Annotated in this window: 13 protein-coding genes; 12 read left to right on the plus strand and 1 reads right to left on the minus strand. The window is 68.1% G+C overall.

Annotation, left to right across the window (positions count from 1 at the left end):
- Window positions 1-1,800: a glycoside hydrolase family 127 protein gene (locus tag OG876_RS25280; protein ID WP_328519113.1), complete on the minus strand. Its 1,800-nt coding sequence runs from the start codon at window positions 1,798-1,800 to the stop codon at window positions 1-3.
- 225 nt (window positions 1,801-2,025) lie between these two features.
- On the opposite strand from OG876_RS25280, the gene OG876_RS25285 reads away from it, so the two are divergent.
- The 12 genes from OG876_RS25285 to OG876_RS25340 are packed head-to-tail and all read left to right on the plus strand — an operon-like array spanning window position 2,026 to window position 18,894.
- Window positions 2,026-4,401 (plus strand): Ig-like domain-containing protein, encoded by a 2,376-nt coding sequence (locus tag OG876_RS25285; protein WP_328519114.1) that lies wholly within the window; start codon window positions 2,026-2,028, stop codon window positions 4,399-4,401.
- A gap of 11 nt (window positions 4,402-4,412) precedes the next feature.
- Window positions 4,413-6,401 carry an ABC transporter substrate-binding protein gene (locus tag OG876_RS25290; protein ID WP_328519115.1) on the plus strand — a complete coding sequence of 663 codons (1,989 nt, stop codon included), beginning with the start codon at window positions 4,413-4,415 and terminating at the stop codon, window positions 6,399-6,401.
- Between the two features lie 11 nt (window positions 6,402-6,412).
- Window positions 6,413-7,399: an ABC transporter permease gene (locus OG876_RS25295; RefSeq protein WP_328519116.1), complete on the plus strand. Its 987-nt coding sequence runs from the start codon at window positions 6,413-6,415 to the stop codon at window positions 7,397-7,399.
- 9 nt (window positions 7,400-7,408) lie between these two features.
- Window positions 7,409-8,497, plus strand: coding sequence for an ABC transporter permease (locus OG876_RS25300; protein ID WP_328519117.1), 1,089 nt, complete (start codon window positions 7,409-7,411; stop codon window positions 8,495-8,497).
- A 10-nt stretch (window positions 8,498-8,507) separates the two neighbouring features.
- A complete protein-coding gene (locus OG876_RS25305) occupies window positions 8,508-9,509 on the plus strand; it encodes an ABC transporter ATP-binding protein (RefSeq protein WP_328519118.1) in 1,002 nt (333 codons plus the stop codon).
- The gene (locus tag OG876_RS25310) at window positions 9,506-10,531 is read left to right on the plus strand and encodes an ABC transporter ATP-binding protein (RefSeq protein ID WP_328519119.1); all 1,026 of its coding nucleotides are present in this window, start codon (window positions 9,506-9,508) and stop codon (window positions 10,529-10,531) included. Before OG876_RS25305 ends, OG876_RS25310 begins: the two co-directional genes overlap by 4 nt.
- Window positions 10,524-12,074 carry an ABC transporter substrate-binding protein gene (locus OG876_RS25315; RefSeq protein ID WP_328519120.1) on the plus strand — a complete coding sequence of 517 codons (1,551 nt, stop codon included), beginning with the start codon at window positions 10,524-10,526 and terminating at the stop codon, window positions 12,072-12,074. The genes OG876_RS25310 and OG876_RS25315 overlap by 8 nt, the downstream gene beginning before the upstream one ends.
- Entirely contained in the window at window positions 12,068-13,135 is a 1,068-nt protein-coding gene (locus OG876_RS25320) for a sialidase family protein (RefSeq protein WP_328519121.1), read from the plus strand. The genes OG876_RS25315 and OG876_RS25320 overlap by 7 nt, the downstream gene beginning before the upstream one ends.
- Window positions 13,132-14,547: a DUF5060 domain-containing protein gene (locus tag OG876_RS25325; RefSeq protein ID WP_328519122.1), complete on the plus strand. Its 1,416-nt coding sequence runs from the start codon at window positions 13,132-13,134 to the stop codon at window positions 14,545-14,547. Before OG876_RS25320 ends, OG876_RS25325 begins: the two co-directional genes overlap by 4 nt.
- Window positions 14,544-15,731, plus strand: a complete 1,188-nt coding sequence (locus OG876_RS25330; protein WP_328519123.1) for a DUF5605 domain-containing protein — start codon at window positions 14,544-14,546, stop codon at window positions 15,729-15,731. The genes OG876_RS25325 and OG876_RS25330 overlap by 4 nt, the downstream gene beginning before the upstream one ends.
- Window positions 15,731-17,791, plus strand: coding sequence for a hypothetical protein (locus OG876_RS25335; protein ID WP_328519124.1), 2,061 nt, complete (start codon window positions 15,731-15,733; stop codon window positions 17,789-17,791). The genes OG876_RS25330 and OG876_RS25335 overlap by 1 nt, the downstream gene beginning before the upstream one ends.
- Window positions 17,788-18,894, plus strand: coding sequence for a glycoside hydrolase family 28 protein (locus OG876_RS25340; protein WP_328519125.1), 1,107 nt, complete (start codon window positions 17,788-17,790; stop codon window positions 18,892-18,894). The genes OG876_RS25335 and OG876_RS25340 overlap by 4 nt, the downstream gene beginning before the upstream one ends.
- Window positions 18,895-18,909 lie beyond the last annotated feature (15 nt).

Below are 18,909 nucleotides of genomic sequence, written 5' to 3' on the forward strand. Positions count from 1 at the left end.
TCATCCTTCCGAGACCCACACCGTCATCGGCCCAACCGTCCGATTCGCCCACGCGTAATAGGGGATCGCCGTCAGCGTCTGCCCGTCCCGCGCCGGCACCTCGACTGTCGTCACCCCACCCAGCAACTCCGGCCGCTCCCGCTCGACCAACGCACCCGGCACCACCGCCGTCTCATCCAGTACGACGTCCTGGTCCAGCTGCTCGAAGCAGTACACCAACGGCCCACGCTCGATCGCGATACACCCACGGACCGAGTCGATCCGTTCGTCCGGCGACGTACGACGAGCCTCCACGGGCAACTCCAGGACCAGCTCGTCACCGGCCTGCCAGCTCCGCCGAAGCGGAAGCAGCCGCCCGACCGGCCCCGTCGGCTGCTCGGCACCGTTGACCGTGAGCGTGCAGCCTGCTGCCCAGGCGGGAAGCCGAAGGCCCAGCGTCCAGGCCTCGCCCGGCGACTGGGTCACGCGCACCCGAACCGTGCCGTGCCACGGATACTCCGTCGTCACCTCCAGCCCGACCGTCCCAGCATCGATCTCGGCGTTCACCGCCGCCGGCGCGTAGAGCTGCAACTGCACCCCGTCGTCGTCCGACGTCGCGACCAGTTGATCGAGGGACGAGAGCGTGCGCATCACGTTCGGCGGGCAGCACGCCGTCCCGTACCACGGCTGCCTCCCGCCGATCGCGGACCGCTGGTCGTCGGCGTACGCGTGCTGCCGCACCTTCAACGTGTTCACGTAGAAGAAGCTGTCCCCGGTCAGCGAGACCCCGGAGATGACCGCGTTGTACAACGTCCGCTCGATCAGGTCGGCGTACCTGCTCTCGCCGGTCGCGAGCAGCAGCCGCCAGCTCCACTGCACGCTGGCGATCGCCGCGCACGTCTCGCAGTACGCCGTATCCGGTGGCAACTCGAACGGGTCGCCGAAGGCCTCGCCGTACCACCGGGATCCGACTCCACCGGTCAGATACGTCTGACTGCCGACCATCGTCTGCCAGGTAGCCCGGAGCGCATCGAGCAGCTCGGTGTCACCGGTCTCGACGGCGACATCAGTCGCGCCGGCCGCGAGGTACAACGCCCGCACGGCATGACCCGCGAGCGTCCGTACGGCGCGCACCGGCAAGTGATCCTGGAAGTACGCCGGTCCGTGATGACCCGGCGGTGTCAGCAGCCCGTGTCCACGCGCCTCGACGAAGTACGACGCCAACTCCAGGTACGACGGCGTCCCGGTCTCCCGGTACAGATCGACCAGCGCCATCTCGATGAGCGGATGACCGTCGACGCCTTCCAGCCGGCCCGGCCCGAACGTCTTGCACAGCAGATCGGCAAGCCGGCAGGCGACGTCGAGCAGGGTGCGATCACCGGTCGCCCGCGACTGCGCGACCGCGGCCTGCAGCAGGTGGCCGGCGCAGTACAGCTCGTGCCCCTTCTCCAGATCGCCGTACCGCTGACCGCCGAGCACAAGTCGCGTGTAGGTATTCAGGTAGCCGTCCGGCTCCTGTGCGGCCACTACCAGCGCGCTCGTTGTCGTCTGCCAGGCCGCGAGCTCGCCGGCAGGCTCGCGAGCCTGCTCCCAGGCGACCGCCTCGAGCCACTTGTAGACATCCGTGTCCGCGAAGAGCTTCCCGGCGAACTGACCCACGCTCGAGCGATCTGCGGCCCGGCGGAAATTCCGCAGCGTCCCCGCTTCCTCCAGCCGCCGGGCCGCGGCCGGGATCGTCGAGGTGCGATTGATCCGCTGCCGTTCGGACCAGAAACCACCGGTGATCCGTGCGGCGCCGAGGGGGAGTGGGCGAAGGGGCATGGCTGAAGGAAACCATCACCGCGATGGGCCGACAAGGGTTCGGCACCGGATTGGTGCAAACGATTGCCGCCACGTGATCTCGTGACTGCAAACGATTGCAAATCATCCGCGTCATGCTCTTGACACTCCTTCGCAACCTCCGCAACCATGAGGCCCGTCGATCCATTCGATGCCGATTAGATATTCACTCCGGCGGCCGCCCCCTGCGAAAGTGAGGCATGGACGATGACTGAAACTTCCTCCGGCTGGACCCGGCGCGGGTTCGTCGGGACCACCGCCGCCGCCGTCGGCGCGGCCTCCCTCGGGATCGCGCCGACCGCCTCGGCGAAGACCGCCGCATCCGCCGCGACCGAGGACCGGGTGCCCGCGTTCCCCGGCGCCGAGGGTGCCGGGAAATGGGCCGTCGGCGGTCGCGGTGGCTCCGTCTACGAGGTGACGACCCTGGCCGACGCCGGTCCGGGCTCACTGCGCGAGGGCGTGTCCGGTTCGGACCGGACCATCGTCTTCCGGGTCTCCGGCACCATCGAGCTGCAGTCCCAGTTGCTGATCGCGGGCAACAACCTCACCATCGCGGGTCAGACCGCGCCCGGCGGCGGCATCTGCCTCTCGGGCCACAGCACCGGGATCAAGGGCAGCGCCCACGACATCGTGATCCGCTACCTGCGGTTCCGGCTCGGCGACCACTTCGAGATCGCCGACGACTCCTTCAACACCAACGTGCCCGGCTCGGTCAGCCCGCAGATCCGCAACCTGATCATCGACCACTGCTCGTTCAGCTGGGCGGTCGACGAGTGCCTGTCGCCGTACGGGAACTTCGACGTCACGGTCCAGTGGTGCATCGTCTCCGAGGGCCTGGCGCTGTCCGCGCACCCGAAGAACCGGCACGGGTACGGCGGGATCTGGGGTGGCGAGCGCAACACCTACCACCACAACCTGATCGCCCACCAGGGCGGCCGGCAGCCGCGGTTCGGCTACACCGAGGGCATCAACCTCGAGGTCGACCACTACAACAACGTCGTCTACGACCACGGCTACACCTCGGTGTACGGCGGCGAGTGGTCGAACGGCATCAACATCGTCGGCAACTACTACAAGCCCGGCCCGACGACTCTGGGCGAGGTCGCCCCGGTCATCGTGAGCGCGAACCGCGGCGGCCAGTGGTACGTCGCCGGCAACCAGGTCGACGGCCATCCCGACGTCACCGCGCACAACCGGCGTGGCATCCGGTACCCGATCGGCGGCATCGTCGAGCTCGCCGAACCGCAGCCGATCCCGGGTCGCGGCGACATCCAGTCCGCGGCCAAGGCATACGAGGCCGTGCTCGCGAACGCCGGCGCGATTCTGCCGCGGCGGGACGCGGCCGACGCCCGGGTGGTCGACGAGGTCCGCAACGGGACCGGACGGCTGATCAACTCCCAGAAGGAGGTCGGCGGATACCCGCCGCTCGTTCAGACCGAGGCGCTGCTGGACTCCGACCACGACGGCATCCCGGACTGGTGGGAGAAGGCGCAAGGCCTGGACCCCAACGATCCGTCCGACGCCCAGAAGATCGCGCCGAACGGCTACACCTACCTGGAGAACTACCTCAACTCGATCGTCCCCGACCCGGTCGGCAGCCCGGCGGTGCGGATCACCAGCCCGAGGCACAACCAGACGATCGCCGGCCGGACCGCGCCCACCGTGACGATCGAGGCGGACGCCGCGCCGGCCAAGGGCGGCGAACTGGCCGGCGTGGAGTTCTTCGTCGGCGACGAGTCGATCGGCTCGGCGACCAGAGCGCCGTACCGGGTGCAATGGAAGAACGTTGCTGACGGCACCTACTGGGTCACCGCGCGGGCCACCGACCGGAACGGGACGGCGACCCAGTCGACCGCGGTGCCGGTGCACGTCAACCTCCAGTCCGGTACGCCGGGCTGGACGTCGGCCGCCGTCGGCAAGCCGGCGGTCCCGGGCTCGGGCAGCCTCGACAGCGGGATCCTGACGATCAAGGGCTCCGGCCGGATCCTCGGCCGGTCGAGCAACTTCCACTATGTCTACCGCAAGCTCCAGGTCGGCGGCGCCGGATCGGTCGCCCAGATCACCGCCCGGCTGGACAAGATCGCCAAGGTGGCGAACGGGATCACCGCCGGTCTGATGATCCGCGACAGCCTCGACCCGGCGGCGCCGTTCATGTACGGCGGCATCGGGTTCGGCGTGGCCGGCGGGATGGGCACGGTCGGCGACAACGCGAGCGACGCGCCCGACGTCACCGACGACGGCGGCATGAAGGCGCAGGCGATCCGGATCCAGACCGACGGCACGGTGCCAAGTGTCGGGCCGTGGCCGTGGGACGACAGCTACCTGGATCCCACCAAGCAGTACTGGCTGCGGCTGCTCCGGCGTGAGCGGCCACAGGCCCGGGAGGTCGAGTTCGAGGCCTTCATCGCCGTTTCAGATGGCATCTCTACCGACAAGACCACGTGGGACCGCTTCGGCTACGAGAAGATCATGATGCCGAGCCGGACCTTCTACATCGGATTCGCGATCGACGGCGGCAAGATCGACAACGCCCTCGTCGACTACGGGACCGCGCAGTTCAGCAGCATCTCGGTCGAGCAGTGAGGCAGGAAGCGATGTCCGGAGAACGACGTACGATCGACCGCCGGCGGATTCTGCAGGGAGGACTGGGCCTGCTGGTGGCGGCCACGGTCCCCGGCTGCAGCTTCTTCGACACCAAGCCCGCCGGTGCCGGCGCACAGGCTGCCGCAGCTGGTGAGAGGGAGTCGCCGATGCTGAAGGCCCTGGTGGACAAGGGATCCCTGCCGCCACTGGCCGAACGTCTGCCGAAGAACCCGCCCGTGATCAAGCCGCTGTCGGGCCAGGCGCAGTACGGCGGGACCTGGCGCTCGGCCATGCTGACCCAGGAAGACACCCAGTGGCTGTGGTACGCGATGGCCTACGAGCCGCTGGTGCGCTGGAAGCCGGACAAGACCGGCAAGCCCGGGTACGACGAGATCGAGGCGAACGTCGCCGAGTACACGGTCGATGCCGACAGCAAGGAGTTCACCTTCACGCTGCGCGAGGGGCTGAAGTGGTCCGACGGGAAACCGTGCACCGCGGACGACATGCTGTTCACCGTGCTCGAGGTGCAGTGCGACAGCGGGCTGCACCCGGACGGGATCTACGACGCCTTCCTCTCGCCCGACACCGGCAAACTGGCAACCATTGTGAAGGTCGACGAGCGGACGGTGAAGTTCACCTACACCGCGCCGCAGCCGTCGCTGCTCGGGCAGATCGCCGACGCGATCTTCCTGCGTGAGGGCGCCTACGGAATGCTGCTGCCGAAGCACTACTTCCAGCAGTTCCACCTGAAGTACAACCCGAACGCGAACGCGCTCGCCAAGAAGGCCGGCGTCGGGAGCTGGACCGACCTGTTCACCCAGAAGCAGAACCCGTTCACCAACGCGGACCAGCCGACGCTGGCGGCGTGGAAGGTGGGCACTGCGCTCGGCAAGGGTTCCGCGGTCACGCTGAGCCGCAACCCGTACTACTGGAAGGTCGACGACCAGGGCCGGCAACTGCCCTACATCGACGCCTGCCGGGTCGAGGTGGTCCAGGACGCGCAGGTCGAGCTGCTCAAGGTGATGAACGGCGAGTTCGGCATGCAGTACCGCAACTTCGGCACCCCCCAGAACAAGCCGGTGGTGGCACAGAACCGGGACAAGGGCGGCTACAAGATCTTCGAGGTGCCGACCCAGCTCACCAACACGATGCTGATCGGCATCAACCAGACGCACAAGGATCCGGTCAAGCGGGCGCTGTTCGCGAACAAGGAGTTCCGGATCGGGCTGTCGTACGCGATCAACCGCAAGGAGATCATCGACGCGGTGTACGCCGGTCAGGGCGAGCCCTGGCAAGGGGCTCCGCCGAAGGACTCGCCGTACTACAACGAGCAGCTCGCCACGCAGTACCTGGAGTTCGACCTGGCGAAGGCGAACCAGCACCTGGACGCCGCCGGGCTGACGAAGAAGTCGGCGGACGGTCGGCGGCTGCGCGCGGACGGCAAGCCGGTGTCGGTGACCGTGCTGGTGAGCGAGTCGTTCCCGGACCACGTCGAGGCGATCGAGTTCGTCAAGAAGCGCTGGCTCGCGGTTGGCGTCGAGTTGCGGACACAGGCCGTCAGCGAGGACCTCTACAAGGAGCGGGTCAAGGCCAACGACCACGACGCGGGGACCTGGACCAGTGGCACCTTCGTGCTGCCGACCGGAACCGGTGGCGACCACTACTGGGTGCCGACCAACGACGGCAGCGCTCGCTACGGCGTCGGCTGGGCGCAGTGGTACCAATCGCACGGTAAGGAAGGCGTGACGCCGCCTGCGGAGGTGCAAAAGCAGCTCGACCTGTTCACCAAGGCCCGCCAGGAGCCGGACCCCGCGAAGACGCTCGAGCTCGGCAAGCAGGTGCTGCAGATCGCGGCCGACCAGTTCTACTACATCGGCACCAGCAGCGTGCCCAGCACATACGGCGTCGTGAAGAACGACTTCCTGAACGTGCCGGACCAGATGATCGAGGCCGTTGCCCCCGGCATCATCCATCCCGAGCAGTTCGCGATCGGCCGGTAATGCTGCGGTTCGTGACCCGGCGGCTGCTCTGGATGGTCCTGACGCTGGCGGCGATCTCGTTCGTCACCTTCGTCGTGATCAAGCTGCCGCCGGGCGACTACACCTCCACGGTGATCGCGAACGCCGAGGCCCGCGGACAGGACATCCCGGACTCGCAGATCGCCGAGCTGAAGCGGCACTACGGGCTGGACAAGCCGTTCATGGTGCAGTACCTGACCTGGGTCTCCGGGGTGGTGCTGCACGGCGACCTCGGTCAGTCCTTCGCCTGGAACCAGTCGGTGGCCAGCCTGATCGGCAGCCGGGTGCTGCTCTCGATGGTGCTGTCGATCGCCAGTCTGTTGTTCGTCTGGGCGATCGCCTTCCCGATCGGTATCTACAGCGCCCTTCGGCAGTACTCGCCCGGTGACTACCTCGCGTCGTTCCTCGGCTTCATCGGGATGGCCGTGCCGGAGTTCATGCTCGCGCTGGTGATGATGTACGTCGGCTTCCGGTACTTCGGCCAGAGTGTCGGCGGACTGTTCTCCCCGCAGTACGCCGACGCCGCGTGGAACCTCGGCAAGCTCCTGGACCTGATCTCACACCTGTGGATCCCGATCGTCGTGGTCGGCGTGGCCGGCACCGCAGGCCTGATCCGGATCACCCGGGCCAACCTCCTCGACGAGTTGCACAAGCCGTACGTCGCGACCGCACGGGCGAAGGGTCTGCCGGAGTGGAAGCTCCTGCTGAAGTATCCGGTCCGGATGTCGCTCAGCCCGTTCTTCAGCACGGTCGGTTGGCTGCTGCCCGGCCTGATCAGCGGCGAGACGATCGTGTCGGTGGTGATGAGCCTGCCGACCAGCGGCCCGCTGCTGCTCGGCGCGGTGAAGAGCCAGGACATGTACCTGGTCGGCAGCTTCGTCCTGATCCTCAGCACGCTGACGGTGATCGGCACGATGCTCAGCGACCTCGCGCTGGCCTGGTGGGATCCGCGGATCCGCACCCGGTTCCAGAAGGGATAGGTGCTCAGGATGCTCCAGCAGACAGCGCAGCAGACCGTCCCGCAGACCCAGTGGCGGTTGATGTGGCGCCAGTTCCGCCGCCACAAACTGGCCCTGATCGGGTTGATCGTGCTGGTCCCGATCTACTTCGTCGCGCTCTTCGCGGGCTTCTTCGCACCGTCCGGCAGCGACACCGCTCACACCTCCCTGCCGTACGCGCCGCCGCAGACGATCCAGTTGTCGACCGAGCACGGCCTGTTCGTCTACGGCTTCTCCTCGACCCGGAACAACGAGACCTTCGAGCAGACCTTCACCGTCGACAGGTCGAAGATCATCGACGTCGGGCTGTTCGTCCACGGCGACAGGTACAAGGTCCTCGGACTGATCCCGTCCGACATCCACCTGATCGGGCCGGTGAACGCGGGTGACCCGTTCTTCCTGCTCGGAGCCGATCAGTCCGGTCGCGACCTGCTGTCCCGGCTGATCCTCGGCGCCCGGGTCTCGCTGTCGATCGGCCTGGTCGGCGTGTTCGCCAGCTTCCTGCTCGGCATGCTGATCGGCGGCATCTCCGGGTACTACGGCGGCTGGGTCGACAACGCGATCCAGCGGGTCATCGAGTTCATCATGTCGATCCCGACCCTGCCGCTGTGGATGGCGTTGTCGGCGGCCTTGCCCGGCGGCTGGGGACCACTGACCCGGTACTTCGCGATCACGGTGATCCTCTCGCTGATCGGCTGGACCGGACTGGCCCGGGACGTCCGCGGCCGGTTCCTCAGCCTGCGCGAGGAGGACTTCGTGATGGCCGCGCGGCTGGACGGTGTCAGCCGGCGCGGGATCATCTTCGGCCACATGGTGCCGTCGTTCGCCAGCCACATCATCGCGTCGGTGTCGATGGCGGTGCCCCGGATGATCCTCGGCGAGACCAGCCTGTCGTTCCTGGGCCTCGGTCTGCAGCCGCCGGCGGTGAGCTGGGGTGTCCTGCTCGAAGGCGCGCAGAACATCCGGGCCGTCGCCACCGCGCCCTGGCTGCTCACCCCGGGCCTTGCGGTCGTGGTCGTCGTACTCGCCATGAACTTCGTCGGCGACGGTCTCCGCGACGCCGCGGATCCCTACAAGTAGGAGGACTCCGATGGCTACGCCTTTGCTGGAAGTCCGCGACCTGAGGACTCACTTCGAGCTCGACGACGGTGTCGTGAAGGCTGTCGACGGCGTCGACCTGACCGTGAGCCGGGGCCGCACGCTGGCGGTGGTCGGGGAGTCCGGCTGCGGCAAGAGTGTCACCGCGCGCTCGATCCTGCGCCTGGTCGAGCGCCCGGCCCGGATCGTCGGCGGCCAGGTCCTCCTGTACGGCGATGAGCCCGGAAGCGACCCGCTGGACCTGGTGGCCGCGAAGGACAAGCGGTTACGGCAGGTGCGGTGGGCCGACATCGCGATGGTGTTCCAGGAGCCGATGGCGTCGCTCAGTCTGGTGCACACCATCGGCGACCAGATCGTCGAGGCGATCCGGCTGCACGAGCAGGTCGGCAAGGCAGTGGCCCGTGAGCGTGCGATCGAGCTGCTCGGCCGGGTCGGCATCCCGGACCCGCAGCGCCGGGTGGACTCGTACCCGTTCGAGCTCAGTGGCGGTATGCGGCAGCGCGCGATGATCGCGATGGCCCTGTCCTGCCAGCCGCGGTTGCTGATCGCGGACGAGCCGACGACGGCGCTGGACGTGACGACGCAGGCGCAGATCCTCGACCTGCTGCAGGATCTCCAGCAGGAGTTCGGCATGGCGATCATGCTGATCACGCACGACCTGGGCGTCGCCGCGCAGGTCGCCGACGAGGTCGCGGTGATGTACCTCGGCGAGGTGGTCGAGCACGGTCCGGCCGCCTCGGTGCTGAGTCGTCCCAAGCATCCCTACACGCAAGCGCTGGTGCGCTCGGTACCCCGGCTCGGGCAACTCGGTCAGCGCCGGCTGGCGGCGGTCCGGGGGACTGTGCCGCCGCCGTACGAGCGGCCGTCGGGGTGCCGGTTCCATCCACGGTGTGACGCGTTCATGGCCGGGAAGTGCGACGAGACCGTGCCGGTCCGGGTCCGGACCGACGACATCGACGTCGCCTGCCTGCTGTACGGCGAGGAGGAGCGATGAACCTACTCATGACCAAAGGCCTGACCATGCACTTCCCGTTGCACGGTGGGTTCTTCGGGCGGAGCCGCGGTGTGGTGAAGGCGGTCGACGGGGTCGACCTGTCCATCCGCGCCGGCCGGACGCTCGGATTGGTGGGGGAGTCCGGGTGCGGGAAGACGACGCTCGGCCGCTGCATCGTGCGGGCGTACGAGCCGACATCGGGCAGCATCATGTTCGACGGTGTCGATCTCGCCCCGCTCTCCGAGCGGGAGCTGAAGCCGTACCGCGCGCAGGTCCGGCTGATCTTCCAGGACCCGCACTCCTCGCTCGACCCACGCAAGACCCTGCGCGACACCGTCGCCGAGCCATTGCGGGTGCACCAGGGCGGTTCGCGCGACGAGATCGACGACATGGTCGCCGCGTTGCTGCGTCGCGTCGGACTGCGGGCGGAGTACGCGAACCGTTATCCGCATGCCTTCAGCGGCGGTGAGCGGCAGCGGGTGGTGATCGCTCGCGCTCTGGCGACCGACCCGCGGCTGGTTGTCGCGGACGAGGCGGTCAGCGCGCTCGACGTATCGGTCCGGGCCCAGATCCTCAACCTACTGAAGGATCTGCAGGAGGAGTCCGGGCTGACCTATCTGTTCGTGTCCCACGACCTCGGCATCGTCGAGCACGTCGCCGACGACGTCGCCGTGATGTACGTCGGCAAGCTCGTCGAGAGTGCTTCCACCGAGGAGCTCTACACCAAGCCCCTGCATCCCTACACCGAGGCGCTGCTGAGCGCCGTACCGGATCCCGATCCCGCGTCCCGTGGCAAGCGGTCCCGGATCATGCTCCGCGGCGAGATCGCGGATCCCTCGAAGGTGCCGGCCGGCTGCCCGTTCCATCCACGGTGCGGGTACGCCGAAGCCCGGTGCAAGACCGACGTCCCGCAGCTGCGCGAGATCGGCGGCCGCAGCGTCGCGTGCCATCTCGCCGACCAGCTGGACCTGAAGGGTGTCCTCACGGCCACCACCGCCCCTAGAAAGGCCAACCATGTCTGAAGATCGGAACGCCCACGGCAAGCACCCGGACTCCGCGGCTCCCGGCCTGTCCCGCCGTGGCTTCGTGCGCAACAGCGCACTGCTCGGCGGCCTCGCCGCCCTTGGCGGTGTCCTCCCCGCCGGCACGGCGGCCGCGTCGACCACCAGCTCTACCTCCGCCGTGCCGCGCGGCGGCGTGCGATCCGCAGCCGGCACGGTCGAGATCCCGAACCGGTACAACAAGCCGTTCTCGGTCGACGACGACGAGCTGTTCGTCTTCGCCGCCAACTTCAAGCCGTTCGAGCTCGGTGGTGACGACGCGGGCCGGGAGTCGACCCGGTACTTCGACACCGTCTTCGGCGACGCGATCCGGGCCAAGTTTCCGACCGTGAAGCTCAAGTACGCCACGTGGGACTTCCCGATCCGCTACGAGGACATCGCCAAGGCCGGCCGGGTCCCGGACCTGATCATCGAGGACCCGCGGCTGCGGATCGACCGCGACCTCGAGCCGCTCGGCTGGGTCCAGGACGTGACCGCGCTGGTACAACAGGCCGGCATCGACCTGACCGCGCTGAACGTCGCCTCGGTCGAGCAGGTGAAGTCGCGCTCCGACGGCGGGCTGTACGGCGTCCCGCTGTTCATCGACGAGAGCCTGCTGTTCTACAACAAGCTGATCTTCGACAAGTTCGGGGTCCGATACCCCTCGGTCGGGTCGACGTACGACGACATCTACAAGCTGGCCCAGAAGCTGACCCGGCAGGACGGGATCGACCACTACAAGGGCTACATGCAGCACCCGGACAACTATCTCGCGATGAACCAGCTCGGGCTCTATCCGTTCGTCCCCGGCTCCAGCGAGCAGCCGGCGCCCGAGGACGTCAAGGTCAACCTGACCAGCGCGGACTGGAAGAAGATCGCGAACAACCTGTACCGGTTCCTGATGATCCCGCGGAACAACTTCACCACCGTGGACGACTTCTTCAAGGGCGACATGAGCTTCCCCGGCCATCTGGCGATGGCGGTCAACAACCTGTCGAAGCTGAACGCGTACGCGCTCAGCCCGCTGTACGTCGAGGACGACGACGCGGCGCAGTACGCCGAGTGGGCCAAGAGCGTCAAGATCGGGGTCACCTCGATGCCGGTGCTGTCCCGCGGGTCGAAGGCGATCTACCAGCCTGACACCCGGGCCGCGTTCATCCCGCCGCAGTCCCAGCACAAGGATCAGGCGCTCGACGTCGTCAAGTACCTGGTCTCGGAGGAGATGCAGACCCGGATCTCGTCGTACGGCGTGAAGGCGGTGCTGCAGACCGACGCGGTGGTGAACGCGTTCGGTACCGCGATCCCGCAGCTCGAGGCGATCGACACGTCCGCGGTGTACTGGGGCGAGAACGCGGTGGTCAAGAACTACCAGAACACCGAGTACTGGGACATCCCGCTCTACAAGGTCTTCCGGCAGCACGTGCTCAAGGACGGCATGGACGTCGACTCGTCGCTGCTGGTCGCCGAGCAGCAGGACATCCCCAACTACATCAAGGCCCAGGCCGCCGCAGGACTCACATGGTGATCGATCCCCGCTTCGACGGCCGCATCCGCGAGGGTGCGGCCCTCCTGCCGACGATCCACCCGGGCGACAGCCATGCGGCCACCCTGGTCGAGACGCAGGCCGGCGATCTGCTGTGTGCGTGGTTCAACGGACCGGGGGAGGGGGAGCCGGACACGAACATCGTGCTGTCCCGGCTCCCCGCCGGCGCGGACACGTGGCTGCCACCGGAACAGCTGTCCGCTGACCCGGATCGATCCGAGCAGAACCCCGTCCTGTTCGTGGCTCCTTCAGGTGAGGTCTGGCTGTTGCACACCTCGAACGAGCCCCACGACCAGTCCACCTCGCGGGTACTCCGCCGTGTCTCGCACGACGGCGGCATCACCTGGGACCCCGGCACGGTGATGTTCGAGCGGGCCGGCAGCTTCGTCCGGAACCCGATCGTTGTGTTGAGCAACGGTGATTGGCTGCTCCCGGCGTACGACTGTGACAGATCCGCCGAGACCACGGTGATCCAGCTGAGCTCCGACCAGGGCGCGACCTGGACACGGATCGACCTGCCGGATGCGATCGGTCAGGTCCAGCTGAGCGCGATCGAAACCGCCCCCGGTGAGCTGCTCGGGTACTTCCGCAGCCGTGCCGCCGACCGGATCCACCGGTCGGTCTCCAAGGACAACGGCCGCACCTGGACCGCGCCGGAGCGGACCGCGTTGCCCAACAACAACTCCGCGATCCAGGTGCTGCGGCTGACCGACGGCCGGCTCGCGCTCGTGTTCAACGACTCGTCCGCCGAGCGGGACCAGTTCCGCTGGGTGCCCGACGGGAAGGGCGGCGTACGGCGGAAGACGCTGCGGACACCGCTCACACTCGCGCTGTCCGAGGACGACGGTGCCACCTGGCCGCACTGGCGGAACCTGCAGGTGCAGGACGAGGAGTATCGCGACAACGAGTTCGGGTACTCGTATCCGACGCTGTTGCAGACCCGCGACGGCCGGCTGCACGTCGCGTACTCCTACCTGCGCAAGACCATCAAGCACGTGATCCTGGCGCCGGAGTGGATCGAGGCAGGAGACCGACTTCCATGACTGTCGAGCGGTGGGGACTGCACGAGCTCACCCTGTCCGGACCCGCGGACGGCAACCCGTTCGCCGACGTGGAGCTCCGCGTCGCCTACCAGTACCGGAACCGGGTCGTGGTGGTCGACGGCTTCTACGACGGCGACGGGGTCTACCGCGCCCGGTTCTCGCCGGACCGCGAGGGGGAGTGGTCGTACGTCACGTCGAGCTCCGCGACCGAGCTCGACAGCCACCGCGGCTCGTTCCTGTGCACCCCGCCCGGCCCGGACAACCACGGTCCGGTCGGGGTGCGCGGCTCCCACCACTTCGCGTACGCCGACGGCACGCACTACGACTGCGTCGGGACGACCTGCTACCACTGGACCTACGAGTCCAAGGACCTGCAGGAGCTGACCCTCGCATCGTTGCGATCGGCCCCTTTCGACAAGGTGCGGATGTGTCTGCTGCCGACGGACGGAATGCGCCCTGAGCGGACCCCGTTCGGCGGCACGGCGCCGGGAGACGCGGGATCGACGCCGGGGCAAGTCGACGTCGATCGCTACGACCCGACCTTCTTCCAGCACTTCGAGGGCCGGGTCGCGGATCTGCTCGCGCTGGGGATCCAGGCCGACCTGATCCTGTTCCATCCGTACGACCGCGGGGTGTGGGGGTTCGACCGGATGACGCCGGCGCGGGATGCGGCGTACCTGCGGTATGTGGTCGCGCGGCTGGCGGCGTACCGGAACGTCTGGTGGTCATTGTCGAACGAGTACGACTTCAACCACGAGAAGACGATCGCGGACTGGGACCGGCTGCTGCAGCTGGTCCAGCGGTACGACCCGTACCAGCGGCTGCGGTCGATCCACAACGGGACCAAGATGTACGAGGTCTTCACGCCGTACGACTTCACCAAGCCGTGGATCACCCACCAGAGCGTGCAGCACTGGGACGGCGCCGAGGTCGCCGCGTGGCGGGCGTGCCCGAAGCCGGTGGTGATCGACGAGATCGGCTACGAGGGCAACGCCGGCCGCCGCTGGGGCAACCTCACCGCCGACGAGCTGGTCCACCGCTTCTGGCAGGGCATGAGCCTCGGCGGGTACGTCGGCCACGGCGAGTCGTTCGTCGACCGCGAGACGCGAGCGTGGATCTCGGTCGGCGGCCGCCTGTACGGCGAGAGCCCGGAGCGGGTCGCCTTCCTCCGCTCGGTGTTCGCCGCGCTGCCCCGGCGGGCCGACGGCGAGCTCGACACCGACCGCTGCGTCCTGCACTACCTCGGCGACCGCCAGCCGTCCGCCGCGGACCTGGAACTGCCCGGCGGCACGCCCTTTCACTTCGACCTGATCGACACCCAGGCGATGACCATCACCCCGATCCAGGGTGAGCACACGAGCCGCATCCGTCTCCCGTCCCGTCCCTACCTAGCTCTGCGAGGCACCCGATGACCGAGGTCGAACGCTGGGGCCTACTGGAGCTACCGGCAGACGGCCCGGCCACTGTCCGGTTCCACCACGAACACGGCGACACCGCCTACGCGGAGTCCTTCCGAACCGGCGACCAGTGGCTGATCCGTTTCATGCCGCAGGTGGAAGGCAGCTGGGACTACACCCTCGCCGATCGACAGCAGACCTTCACATGCACACCTGCGTCGACCCGGGGCCCGATCCGCCGCTCCGGATCCATCCTGCGGTGGGCTGACGGAACGCCGTACCATCCCCTCACCACCACCTGGTTGGGCCAGACCGGTGACCGGTGGACTGATGCGTGCCGCGCGATCGCCGCATCTCCGTTCAACCGGGTCCGGCTCCGCGCGGACGTGGAGCGAGTCGACGGGCAGGTCCGCGACCTCCTGGCCGTGGACGTCGCCGCCGAGATCCTCCTGCCCGCCGATGAGTCGGTGATCCGCACCGTGGTCAACCAGGTGGCGGCGTACCGCAATGTCACCTGGTGCCTCGACTCGACCCCCGACGCGCGCCGACTGGCCGAGCTGATCGCCGAATGCGACTCGAGCCACCACCTGATCTCCGTTCACGCCGCGCCGGAAGCGGTGGACCCCGGTCCGCCCTGGTTCACCTACCTCAGCGTCCCGTTGGAGAACCTGCGTGGTGTCTCGGCCCTCCGCCGCGACTACGCCAAGCCGGTCTTCGTCGACGCCTGCGGCTACGAAGGCGACGGCTCCACGCCCGACACCAGCCTCAGACCGGAAGAGCTGCTCACGCGGATCTGGGAGGGCACGGTTCGCGGCGCCCACGTCACCCACGGGGAGTGGTACGTCGACGCCGACGGCGGCCCGTGGTCAGCCGGCGGCATCCGCCCCAACGGGGTTGTCGCCCAGCGCCTCCGTCTACTCCGTGAGGTCTTGGACGGGATGCCCGATGATGTGGAGCCGATCGACGACTATCGTGACGCACCGACTCTCGCCGCACCAGGCTCCTACTACCTGCAATACCTCGGTGAACACCGCTTCCCCGACCGCACCTTCACGCTTCCCGCGGGCACTTATCAGGTGGAGGTCCTGGACGTCTGGAACCACTCCGTCCGCCGTACTCAGGAGACCGTCACCGACACCCTCACCGTCCGCCTCCCTGGCACCCAGTACCAGGCCATCCAGATCCGCCGGGCGACCTGATGCCCGCCCTCACCTCCGGCGACCGCATCGCCGAACTCCGCAGAACCCCGGCCGGAGTGGTCCTCCAGTTGGGCCTGACCACGCCTGCCACCTATCTGGAGCGACCGGTCGCCGAGTTGCTGACCTGCTCGTCCGGCCGGCCATGGCAGCCCAACACGATGCAGCCGGACGGATGGTGGATCTCCCGCCGCCCCGGCGAGCACCGGGCCGGTTGCCGGACCGGACCGGTCGCCGTCGAGATCCGGTTGTCCTTCGACGCGGCGGATCGCCTCAACCTCGAGCTCCGCTGGCGCAACAGCGGTCAACGGCGGCTGGGCGATCTCGCCGTCGGTCTGCTGCTCGACCTCGGTCGCCTCACCGACAGCCGGCTCACCATCCCCGGCCTGCTCTACAACGACAACCCGTCCGCCGACCCGGCCCGCGCCGTACCCCGGATCGGACCGGTGCCCGGCGGCGGTTTCGTCGCCGAGGAGGACCGCCTCCCGATCCCCGGCGTCAACGTCGAGTGGCGCTCCGGTCGCGAACGCCGCTGGGTCAGCGTCTTCTCCCGCCCGGAGGCTCGCCAGTCCGGAGACGGCCAGGTTCGCTACGGTTCGCTAGGCGTGATCCGCCAGGACGGGCCGGTGGTCGCCGCGCTGAGCGGCGTACTGATGTTCGACGGCAAGCAGGACGTGCGCTACGTCAGCAAGGCCGAGACCGAGTCGACGGAAGACGGCTACCTCACGCTGCGGCCCGGCGAGGTCTACACCCAGCGGCTGGTCCTCGACTGGGGTCCGCAGCAGGATCGCGGCCACGCCTTCCGGGAACTCGTCCGCACCGGTCGCTCACTCTTCACCGAGCCCGGCGCCCGGCCGCTCACCCTGGACGAGATCGTCACCCGCAAGTCCGTTGCCCTCGACAACAGGTGGCACCAGGTCGGGACCGTGGCCGGCTACACCAAGTTCAGCGACGTCGCGGACAACGGCCCGGCCAAGCCCCGGCACTTCCTCTACGGCTGGACCGGGCAGGCGCTGAAGCTCGCCTGGTGCGACGCCCGCCTCGGCTTCGAGACCGGCGACCGGACCAGGATCGACCGCTGCCGCGCGGCCGTCGAGTTCTATCTCGCCGGCAGCTCGACACGGACTCCGGGGCTGCGGCACAACGCCTACCAGGTCGGCAGCCGCCGCTGGACCAGCTTCCGTTCCGGCGGACGGGCGATGGTGTCCAGTCGCGCGTACGGCGAAACGATCGCGGACCTGGCCGAGATCATCACCCTGTTCCGCTCGTACGGTGAACCGGTGCCGCCCTCCTGGCCGGACGCCCTCGCCGGCGCGTGGTCGTTCCTCCGCACCGCGCTACTGCCCGACGGCACCTTCCCAATCGGCTGGCGTCTCGACGGTACTCCCGCCGCGACCACGGTGTCCGCGGCCGGCATCCCGTGCGTCCTCGCGGCCCTCAAGGCGTCGGCAGTCCTGGACGACTCCTGGCTGTTGTCTGAGGCAACGACTTGGCTGACCCGCTATCACGCTCAGCACGCGCGGACCTTCGACCGCCCGTTCGCTCGGTCCACCCTCGACGCGGCCTGCGAGGACAAGGAGGCGGGCATGTACTTCTTCCTCGCCGCCTACGAGTTGTACCGCCTGACCGGCGACGACCTCTACGCGTGCTGGGCCGAGGTGACCGCCGACTGGCTCCTCACCTGGGTCTACGTCTGGTCTCCCGAACTGGACCTCGACTCACCACTCCGCACCGCCGGCTTCAACGCGATTGGCTGGCCCACCGTCAGCGTCCAGAACCATCACCTCGACGCCTTCTTCCCGACGTACGAACTGCTTGCCTTCGGCATCGCCGTCGAGCGACCGGACTATGTCGCCGCGGCCGAGACGATCATGAACGCGATGGGTCAAGGCATCTGCGGCACACCGGGGGAATGGGGCTTCCAAATCGTCGGCGAACAGGGCGAGGCCTTCTTCCAGACCCACTGGCAGCGCCGAGGCCACTCCAACACCTGGAATCCGTCCTGGGTGATCGCCGTACCCCTGGCCAACGCTCTCCGGATCCGCGCGGGATCTGCTGAATGACCGACCACCGCATCACCGCGTACGGCGCCCGGCCCGATGACGACTGCACGGATGCGATCGAACGCGCAGTCCGGGCTTGCGAACTGACCGGTGGCCGGGTCGTGATACCGGACGGTGTCTTCGTCACCGGACCGATCCGGCTGCGCAGCAACGTCGAGCTTCACCTGTCGGCCGGCGCGACACTACGGTTCCGGACCGATCCGTCGGCGTACCCGATCGTCAGGACGCGCTGGCAGGGGATCGAGTGCTTCAGCCATTCGCCATTGATCTATGCGTACGACGAGGTGAACGTCGCGGTGACCGGGACCGGGACCCTGGACGGCGCGGCCGGGGTGGACAACTGGTGGGCCGACACCAAGCCGGTCGACGACTGGAACCTCCTGCTCCGGATGGTCTGTGATGATGTCCCAGTCGAGGATCGGGTCTTCGCGCCAGGGCACGGCTTCCGGCCGAGCTTCGTCCAGCCGTACAGCTGCCGGCGGGTCCGGATCGAGGATGTGCGGATCGTCAACGCGCCGATGTGGGTGGTGCACCCGGTGTTCTGCTCGGATGTGCTGATCCGTGGCATCACCGTGGACAGCCTGGGGCCGAACAACGACGGCTGCAACCCGGACTCCTGCTCGGACGTCGTCATCAGCGGCTGCTCGTTCGACACCGGGGACGACTGCATCGCGATCAAGTCCGGCCGCGACGCGGACGGTCGCCGGTCCGGCCGCCCGTCGGAGAACATCGTCATCGAGTCCTGCCGCTTCGGCACCGGCCACGGCGCCCTCACCATCGGCAGCGAAACCTCCGGCGGCGTCCGCAACATCCACGCCCGCGACCTCCACATCACCGGTCCCGCCGTCGACCACGCCCTCCGCATCAAGACCAACTCCGACCGCGGCGGCCTGATCGAACACATCACCCTCCACGACACCGTCGTCGAGTCCGTCACCACCTCCGCCGTCCTCATCGACACCCACCACGCCGAACCCACCGGCACCCATCACCCCGCCGTCCGCAACATCACCCTCTCCAACCTCCAGGTCCAGGTCGCCCCCCGAACCCTGGAGATCCGTGACACTCCCGAATCCCCTGTGCATGGCGTGAACTTCAGATGAACCGACACGAGACGG

The sequence above is a fragment of the Kribbella sp. NBC_00359 genome (assembly GCF_036097425.1).
Taxonomy (GTDB): domain Bacteria; phylum Actinomycetota; class Actinomycetes; order Propionibacteriales; family Kribbellaceae; genus Kribbella.

Bases quoted from the DNA above. Each gene is read 5' to 3' on its own strand.
- OG876_RS25280 (WP_328519113.1), bottom strand. From the start codon at position 1,800: ATGCCCCTTCGCCCACTCCCCCTCGGCGCCGCACGGATCACCGGTGGT.
- OG876_RS25285 (WP_328519114.1), top strand. From the start codon at position 2,026: ATGACTGAAACTTCCTCCGGCTGGACCCGGCGCGGGTTCGTCGGGACC.
- OG876_RS25290 (WP_328519115.1), top strand. From the start codon at position 4,413: ATGTCCGGAGAACGACGTACGATCGACCGCCGGCGGATTCTGCAGGGA.
- OG876_RS25300 (WP_328519117.1), top strand. From the start codon at position 7,409: ATGCTCCAGCAGACAGCGCAGCAGACCGTCCCGCAGACCCAGTGGCGG.
- OG876_RS25305 (WP_328519118.1), top strand. From the start codon at position 8,508: ATGGCTACGCCTTTGCTGGAAGTCCGCGACCTGAGGACTCACTTCGAG.
- OG876_RS25310 (WP_328519119.1), top strand. From the start codon at position 9,506: ATGAACCTACTCATGACCAAAGGCCTGACCATGCACTTCCCGTTGCAC.
- OG876_RS25315 (WP_328519120.1), top strand. From the start codon at position 10,524: ATGTCTGAAGATCGGAACGCCCACGGCAAGCACCCGGACTCCGCGGCT.
- OG876_RS25320 (WP_328519121.1), top strand. From the start codon at position 12,068: ATGGTGATCGATCCCCGCTTCGACGGCCGCATCCGCGAGGGTGCGGCC.
- OG876_RS25325 (WP_328519122.1), top strand. From the start codon at position 13,132: ATGACTGTCGAGCGGTGGGGACTGCACGAGCTCACCCTGTCCGGACCC.
- OG876_RS25330 (WP_328519123.1), top strand. From the start codon at position 14,544: ATGACCGAGGTCGAACGCTGGGGCCTACTGGAGCTACCGGCAGACGGC.
- OG876_RS25335 (WP_328519124.1), top strand. From the start codon at position 15,731: ATGCCCGCCCTCACCTCCGGCGACCGCATCGCCGAACTCCGCAGAACC.
- OG876_RS25340 (WP_328519125.1), top strand. From the start codon at position 17,788: ATGACCGACCACCGCATCACCGCGTACGGCGCCCGGCCCGATGACGAC.